This is a genomic window from Candidatus Hydrogenedentota bacterium (genome assembly GCA_016791475.1).
GTDB lineage: Bacteria > Hydrogenedentota > Hydrogenedentia > Hydrogenedentales > JAEUWI01 > JAEUWI01.
Genome location: JAEUWI010000072.1, coordinates 23,994 through 32,437, shown reverse-complemented (window position 1 = coordinate 32,437; position 8,444 = coordinate 23,994). Strand labels below are relative to the sequence as shown.

The window sequence follows — 8,444 nt, the reverse complement described above, 5'->3', positions numbered from 1 at the left end:
GAAAATATCGGACGCCGTGGATGCACTCAAAATACTGGCCACCGCACAGGCTGCACCAAACTGGGGATAGCTCAGCGGGGAGCGAGCGTCCCGTGACGGCAGCTAACAATTGCTCCCCACAGATTCTCACCGATTTTCCCCGATAAAAGAACCTGAAGTTTGCTGACCACGGAGCACACAGAGGCACGGAGAAAACAGAATGAGGGAGAAAGATTCGAGAAGGATGCCCCTCCCTGCTGAAATCTGCCACGCCCGTCCTGTAGCATGACCCCACACCCGAACCACGGAGACATCCCCATGAAACTTCCTTTTCTAGTTGTCCTCGCGATCCTCACCGGCCTTGCGCCGTTTCGAACCCCCGCCGAGTCCCCCGCGGACTGGAAATCCCTCTTCGACGGCACGACCTTCGATGGCTGGGAGGGCGACTTGACCAAGTTTCGCATTGACGACGGTGCTATCGTCGCTGGAAGCCTCTCGACCGCGCTGGACCGCAACTACTTCCTCTGCACCACGGAGCGCTACGACCACTTCGAACTCGAACTCAAGGTCAAGCTCGTGGGCGAAGACGCCAATGCCGGAATACAGATCCGCACCGAGCGCATTCCCAGCGACACCGAGGTCATCGGTTATCAGGCGGACATGGGACAGCACTACTGGGGCTGCCTCTACGACGAGTCGCGGCGAAAACGGGTACTCCAGCAACCGGCACCGGAGCTGATCGAGAAAACGCTCAAGAAAGACGACTGGAACGACTACCGCATCCGCTGCGAGGGCAACCGGATCCAGCTCTGGCTCAATGGCGTGCAGACGGTGGACTACAGGGAAGAAGAAAACGGAATCCCGCAGACCGGCATCATTGCCGTGCAGATTCACAGCGGAAAGCCCGCCGAGGCAAGCTACAGGGACATCCGCATTCGGAAATTGCCCGCGCCGAAGTAGACGCAGGGACGTACCGCCGCAAGAGCGCCCAGACTGAGCGAAGTAAGCCAAGGCCATACGATGACCACAACGAGACACAACTCACGGCAAAGCGGCGGCATGTCCCAGTGGATGTAATGCAATTACGCGAACTTTCATCCAAATGCCCCCGATACTTCCGCGGGGACAGGCACGCGTATTCGTGATCACGTCCCCAGGAAGCATTCACTTCGAGCACTTGGTGTAACTGCGATCAACCTGATCGTGGGCGCGTGTTCGTCTCTTCGAGCAGCGCCCGCGTCTTCCCCTGGCACAGGTAAAATGCCCAGCCCAAGCCCGCGCCGAGGCCGGCACCATAGAACACACCCCAGGAGGACTTCGCGACGATGGCCTGCGCCATGTCGGAACCAGGGAATCCCTCCATGTGCAGCAAAGCGCCTTCGACCACGCCGCCGAAGAAGTAGCCCGCCGAATTCAGCACAAAAAGCGCCGCGATCACCTTGAACGTTTGCCTCCGTGCGTCGAACGCCTGGGCGATCATCACGCCCATCAGGGCTGTGCCCGCTAGCAATCCCACGATGCCGCCGAGGTGGCCCCGCAGGGTCATCCAACCCACTATCCACGCGACAGAATAAACGCCGAAGGCGGGCGTAAAAAGAAGGTAGAACCGAATCAAAGACCCCGGACCGATGATCAGCCGATGCATCAAGAGACCTGCCGTCCCCATGAACACCAGCGCGCACGCGATATACATTCCCGCCTCGCCCATGTGTCGATAGAACCAGCCGCCCGCCACGGCCCACGGCGCGAAGCCCGCGATGCTGACCAGAATAAAACCAAGCGCCCCGCGCAGCAGCGACCCGCGGAGGGTCGGTACCCGCGCGGGGAGTCCACTGGCCTGCACGCGACCAACCACACTTTGTGGATCCAATTGATACCCACCCATGGTATCGTGCTCCTTTCGCCGATGTCGTCCATTGTAGTGCGTCGATACACCGGACGCGCAACCAAATGATTGGCCGCGAATAGATTGCCAAGCGGCGATTAACCGCATCTTCAGGTTTTCACACAGATCTACACAGATTTCTACAGATATAATAAACATGATTCCAGAGCTTCTTCCGCTATTATCGTGACTGCCAGTTGTGTTATCCCCTCCTCTTATCTGTGCGAATCTGTGTAAATCTGTGGGAAGATCTTTCTCTCCGGACCGTGAGACAGCCCTGTCGCGGACTGGGTATGTTCGAGCGTGGCCCGTGCACTTCCCAAACGACGGGACGTCCTTCATGAGGCTTCGCCTCACCTATAGACGATGAAAATAGTGCCGGGTTCTACCCCCCCGCAAGCGGGGAGGACCAAGAGGTGCCCTTGGGTGAGTAGTATTCCCCCGCTTGCGGGGGGCCAGGGGGGTAAGCTCCCGCGTTTGGTAAAGATTTTCTCGAAATTGGGGTTCCGCCGCTCGGTGTGCTTTGGCCCCGTGCGCCAGTCCCTGTGCGTCCCCCCTCCCCAACCCGCTGGCAAATCCTCATCCTCCATATGCTAAACTCCATTAATCTTTGCGCACCAGACGTCCAATCAGAAGGAATCGTCATTCATGCCCACACGTTTGTTACTCCGCATCCTCTCCTTGGCCTGTTGCATCGCCCCCACGCTCTGGGCCCACTCCGAGACCCCCACGCCCTTTACCCTCGGTGTTATCGCCGATTGCCAGTATTGTGACGCGGACACGGGTGGGGTGCGCTTCTATCGCAATTCCCCCGCGAAACTTCAGGCCTGTGTGGATCACCTGAACACCCTCGACTTGGATTTCACGGTCCATCTGGGTGATTTCATCGACAAGAACTGGGAGAGCTTCGATGTAGTGGGACCCATCTATCAGCAATTGAAGATGCCGGCCTATCACGTGCTGGGTAATCACGACTTCTCCGTGGCCGATGACAAGAAAGCCGAAGTTTTTCGCCGGCTCAACATGCCCGCGCGCTACTATGACTTCTCCGTGAAGGGCTGGCGCTTCGTGGCGCTTGACGGCAACGACATCAGCCTCCACGCCTACCCGGCGGGCAGCCCGGAGCAGGCCGCCGCCGAGAAGTACTACGCGGACAATAAGCTCACCTCGCCCAAGTGGAACGGTGCGATTGGCCCGGAGCAAATTGCCTGGCTCAGGGGCGTGCTGGACGACGCCACGAAGCGCCAGGAGTCGGTGGTGCTCATGGCCCACTTCCCCATCTTCCCCGAAAATCAGCACAACCTCTGGAATGCGGCGGAGATGCTGGCGCTCATCGACGAGTACCCCTGCGTGAAGGCGTGGATCAACGGCCACAACCACGCGGGCCACTACGGCGAACGGAATGGCGTGCACTATGTGACCTTCAAAGGCATGGTGGACACGGAGCAGTCGTCTTATGCCACGGTGGAGGTTACGCAGGAAGAACTGATCATCACGGGTTTTGGTCGGGAGACGGATCGCGTGCTGGCCATTCGGAAAAACAGCATCCTGAACCCCGTTCCCCCGCTGATGAGCCTGGTGCCGCCGATCACCTCGGAAGTGCACCTGAGTACGCCGGACTCGGATGTGACCCTGCCCATCGAAGATACGCCGGTGCTGGAGCATGTGCGCGCGGATCTGGCCCCGGCCCCTGCGGACATCCCGCCGGTCCCCGCCATTGCGGAAAAGGCCGAAGCGGTCAACGTCACCATCACCACCCCCGCCGTGAAGCAGGGAAAGCTCACCTGGGTCGGCACAGAGGATGGCCTTTTCAGCGCGGAGAATGGCGTCTACGCACGCCACCCCTCCTATGGTGTTGACGGCCCCCTGTCCAACCGGATCGCGGGCATCGTTGTGGACGCCAAAGGCACCCTCTGGGTCGCCACGGCGGCGGGCCTGAGCTCGCGCAACGGCGGCGGGAAGTGGACCGCCATTCGGGGCCGTCAGGGACTGCCCTGGGAAGAGCTTACCGCCATCGCCATCGACGGGCAGGACCGGATCTGGCTCGGCAGCACGCGGGGCCTGATCCAATACCAACCCTACGCCGAAGGCCGTCAGTGGTACTACCGCGCGGGACAACGCTATCTCCCCCACGACCATGTGACGGAGGTGTCCCTAAGCGCCGACGGCAAAACGGTATTCGCCCACACCAAGGCGGGCTGGTGCGCCATCAACGAAGTCGAGCGCACCATGTATGGCAAAGCGGAAGCCATGCTGGCGGATATGCTTGAACGGAAGATGCGCCTGGGAATGCCCTCTCCTCCGTCGCACGACGATCCCTTCGCCCGCACGAACCCCGTACGCGGCCCCCAGCCGAGCGACGGCCTGTGGAACTCCTACCACATCACCTCCATGTCCCTGGCCTATGCCCTCACCGGCGAGGAGCGCTACAAGCAGGCCGCTAAGGAAAGCATGGAGGCCATGTACCTCCTGCAGAACGTGACGGGTATCAAGGGCCTCGTGGCGCGAACCGTGATCGCGGCGGACGACCCCTACGTGCCCCAGGCCAAAGAACAGCCAAACTGGCACGAGACCGCGGACGGGAAATACTGGTGGCGCGACGACGTTTCGAGTGATCAGATCGATGGCCACTATTTTGCCTTCTACACCTATTACGAGCACATCGCGAAGAACGATCCGGTCGAGAAAGCGCGCCTTGACGCCCAGATCCGCCAGGTCACCGATTACATTCTCGATCACAATTACCAGATCATCGACTGGAACGGTAAGCGCACCTTGTGGGGCTGGTGGAACCCGGAACTGCTCAACGGCCGCCACCTGCACTATCTGGAAAGCGGCATTTACTCGCTGATGATGCTGTCCTTCCTTCAGGTTACGCACCACATCACCGGCGACGAAAAATATCAGGAGCACTACCTCGATCTGATCCAGAATCACGGCTACCTGAGCAACCTGCTGCTCCAGAAGAAGCTATGGCCCGACGAACTGAACCATTCCGATGACCAGCTCGCGGCCATTGCCTACTATCCCTTCCTTCAACTTGAGTATGACCCGGTGATCCGCGATGCGGTCCATCGCTCCATCCGCCGCACGGCCCTCATCGAACGCGACGAGCACAACAGCCTCTTCGCCATGATCTACGCAAGTGTCGATCCCGCCGACGCCGATGTGGAGGGCGCGGTGCAGACGCTGCGGGAGATGCCGCTGGATCGGCGCGACTGGGGCATGGACAATACGCACCGTGCGGACGTCATCTTTGACCCACGCGTGAATCGCGGCGGAAACGAGGTGCTGCTGGAACTGCTGCCCGCGGACGAACGCCACTTCGAGCGCTGGAACATGGATCCCTACGCCGCAAAGACCGGCAACGCGGGCAAGAGCGACGGCGATGGTGTACACTACATGCTCGCCTACTGGCTGGGCCGATACCACGGCGTGATCGCCCCGCCGAAGTAGGAACATCACAGCCCCGAGACAAGCACTACGACGGCCTTACAGTTTGACGGGCACTGGACTCGCCCGCGTGGGAGGATCGGCGCATGCAGCAGGACATACAACTCCCCGGAGAGGTAAACCGATATCGGGCACTCGCCGATGACGGCATGATTCGTTTCGAGCCCTTGGAGATACCGACCTTGCTTCGGCATTTCGGCTCGCTCGTCGTTGTGCTCCTTGCCCTGCTTCCCCTCGCCGTCTATGCCGCCCTGGCCCTGGGGCTCCACCGCGCGGGCGAATCGTTGCCCTGGGGCGTCCATGGCCTCGGCGCGGGCTTTGGACTCCTCTGCGCGGTAGCGCTCGGCTACCATGCCTGGGACAACCACCGGTTTCGGTCATGTACCGTTCTACGCCGTGACAACGGGACCCTGGAGATGCGTTACGCGCGAACGGGCGGGCGCGTAAAAATCTACACCGTCGAAGAGCCGGCCCGCCTGATGGCCGTACTGCGTCAGGAGAGTGGCGGCACCACCGGATGGCGACGGATCCGGGATGAAAGCGGTGCAACCCGGCGCGAGCGCTTTGCCGACCACGTGTCCATTGGCCTCTACATCAAGGGAGCCTCCACCTCGCCCCGCATGGTCTTTCAGCCCCGCGGCTGGCTGCAACTGCTCCCGGATGAGCTCGACCTGCACCATAAACGCTACGAGCCCGAGAAGAACCTCGCCGCCACGATTGCCGCCTTGCGGCCGCTGGCGCAGGAATTCGAACAATCGCTGGGCCTCCCGGCGCGCTACCACGTGGCGGACCGGGGCGCGGTCCATCTGGACACTGTCCACGGCGAAGCTCCGGGAATCCTGAACGACGGCGAGTAAACGGGTCGGGAGCAACGGCCCACGCGATCATCCGTCTTCGGGCGAGTGTGGCGCGTAGCGCAGTTCCGATCACAGCTGACGTGGACCGGCGGATGCAGGAAGCCCGGCGACGCATTCACCGGGACTCGGCAATCTAGGAATTCAGCGTTCCGGGGCCCGGACGTTGGAATTCTCTACATCTCCTCCGCCGCCTTTGCAAAGGGCCAGCGCCCGGTGGAGGCGGTCCAGATCAGGAAGGCGCCCACGCCCGCCAGAAGGCCGATGAGGCTGTACACGATGAGACTGCCGCCGGAGGTGGCGAAGAGGAAACTCCAACCCAGAAAGGCGATCAGGCTGGGCAAGGGATAGAGCCACATGCGGAAGGGGCGCTCCATGTCGGGCTTGAGTCGGCGGAGCAGGGTGAGTGCGCCGATCTGGCCGATGAACTGGACGAGTATCCGGCTGGTGAGGAGCGCGCCGATGACGGTTTCCAGCGAGAGGAAGCAGGCCGCGCAGGAGATGGCGCCGATGAGGAGCAGGGAGATGTGGGGGAAGTCTTTCGTGGGGTGGAGCCGCTCGAAGACGCGGAAGAAGGCCCCGTCTTTCGCGGCGGCGTAGAGCACGCGGGAGTAGCCCAGGAGCAGGGCGAAAAGGGACGCGAAGGTGGTCCACAGAATCATGATGGTGAAGAATTTGGCGAAGGGCTTGCCGTGGATCTTCTCCATGTAGATGGAAACGATGTAATCCGAATTGGTGCCGGCCTGGGCGGGGACGAACTCGCGCCAGGGAACCACGCCGATGACGGAAAGATTTATGGCGAAATAAAGCAGCGCCACGGCGATGAGGCTGAAGATGATGGAGCGCGGGATGACGCGGCCGGGGTTGCGCACTTCGTCGCCGATGTAGCAGATGTCGTAATAGCCCAGGTAGTCGTAGACACCGACGCGGGCGGCGGCGCCGAGGCCGAAGAAGAAGGTGCCGGAGAGCTCAAAGGCGTGGGGCGGAAAATCGAAGGCCACCTTGGGGTCGAAGTGGGGAATGCCGGAGATGATGACGGTAATGGTGGTGATCAGCGTGCCGATCCAGAGGGCAACGGTGAGCTTGCTGATGAAGGCGATGCGGCGATACAGCAGGACGATGTTGAGCACGCCCACGGCGGCGGCAAGCAGCTTAAGCTGGAAGGGCGTGAGGCCGGTCCAGATATAGTGGAGGTAATGGGAGAAGCCGATGTAGCCGGAGGCGATTTCGAGGGGGCCGCTGATGATGAATTGCCAGAGAAAGAGGAAGGCCATCAACTGGCCGAAGCGCGCGCGGCCGAAGCCCTCGCGGAGATAGACGTAGGTGCCGCCGGAGCCGGGCATGGCCGCGCCGAGTTCACTCCAGACGAGGCCGTCGGGGATACAGATGAGCGCGGCCACCAGCCAGCCCAGCATGGCCTGGGGCCCGCCGCCCATGGCCGACATGAGCAGGGGGATTGTGATGAAGGGACCGGCGCCGAGCATGTTGGACATGTTCAGCGCGGTGGCCTGGACTAAGCCGAAGCGTCGGTGAAGATGGGGATGATGCGCGGCCTTCGGATTCTCGTCGTCACTCAGCGGCTCAGTCGACACGTTTCGGACCTTTCTCTTCGAGCAGGGGAACGGATTATGTTCCCAATGCGGTTGTTCCAGGGCTTGAGGCTGTTCGGCGGCGCGGCGATGTACCCGTCGCCTGGCTGCGGGTCTGGAAAGCGGTGACACGGGGCGGCACACTACAGGCAAGTCCCCGTTACCTCAAGAACCGGATACCGTGACCCTGTGCCCGTGCTTCACTCCACCCCTGTCCCAGCAGCGCAAAGTCTCCCCGACAAACGCTGCTCCAGTATCCTATACAATCCGACAGGCACGATTCGAGCGGCGCCGTCGGTCCTGAAAATATACGAATGGCGGTATCAGAAAGCCGAAAATGTCTTTGGCAAACCGGGAGCTTACCCCCCTGGCCCCCCGCAAGCGGGGGGAAACCTACTCACTAAAGTGAATCTCTTGGTCCCCCCCGCTTGCGGCGGGAGACCTACTCACCAAAGTGAATCTCTTGGCCCCCCCCCGCTTGCGGGGGGAAACCTACTCACCACAGTGAATCTCTTGGTCCCCCCCGCTTGCGGGGGGAAACCTACTCACCAAAGTGAATCTCTTGGTCCCCCCCACTTGCGGAGGCAAACCTACTCACCAAAGTGAATCTCTTGGTCCCCCCCGCTTGCGGGGGGGTAGGGGGGGTAGAACCCGATACGATTTCAACCACTACGGGTAAGGCGA

Annotated in this window: 5 protein-coding genes; 3 read left to right on the top strand and 2 right to left on the bottom strand. The window is 61.3% G+C overall.

Annotated elements, in window-relative coordinates:
• Positions 1–297 precede the first annotated feature (297 nt).
• Complete coding sequence (locus JNK74_25365; GenBank protein ID MBL7649520.1) at positions 298–939, top strand: DUF1080 domain-containing protein; 642 nt, start codon at positions 298–300, stop codon at positions 937–939.
• 232 nt (positions 940–1,171) lie between these two features.
• On the opposite strand, the gene JNK74_25360 is transcribed toward JNK74_25365, so the two are convergent.
• Complete coding sequence (locus tag JNK74_25360; GenBank protein ID MBL7649519.1) at positions 1,172–2,023, bottom strand: hypothetical protein; 852 nt, start codon at positions 2,021–2,023, stop codon at positions 1,172–1,174.
• 489 nt (positions 2,024–2,512) lie between these two features.
• On the opposite strand from JNK74_25360, the gene JNK74_25355 reads away from it, so the two are divergent.
• Together JNK74_25355 and JNK74_25350 are read left to right on the top strand one after the other, a co-directional pair.
• The gene (locus JNK74_25355) at positions 2,513–5,320 is read left to right on the top strand and encodes a hypothetical protein (protein MBL7649518.1); all 2,808 of its coding nucleotides are present in this window, start codon (positions 2,513–2,515) and stop codon (positions 5,318–5,320) included.
• An 83-nt stretch (positions 5,321–5,403) separates the two neighbouring features.
• Positions 5,404–6,174: a hypothetical protein gene (locus tag JNK74_25350; GenBank protein ID MBL7649517.1), complete on the top strand. Its 771-nt coding sequence runs from the start codon at positions 5,404–5,406 to the stop codon at positions 6,172–6,174.
• A 173-nt stretch (positions 6,175–6,347) separates the two neighbouring features.
• Here the strand turns inward: JNK74_25350 and JNK74_25345 are convergent, their stop codons facing one another.
• Positions 6,348–7,664, bottom strand: a complete 1,317-nt coding sequence (locus JNK74_25345; GenBank protein ID MBL7649516.1) for an amino acid permease — start codon at positions 7,662–7,664, stop codon at positions 6,348–6,350.
• Positions 7,665–8,444: the final 780 nt, after the last annotated feature.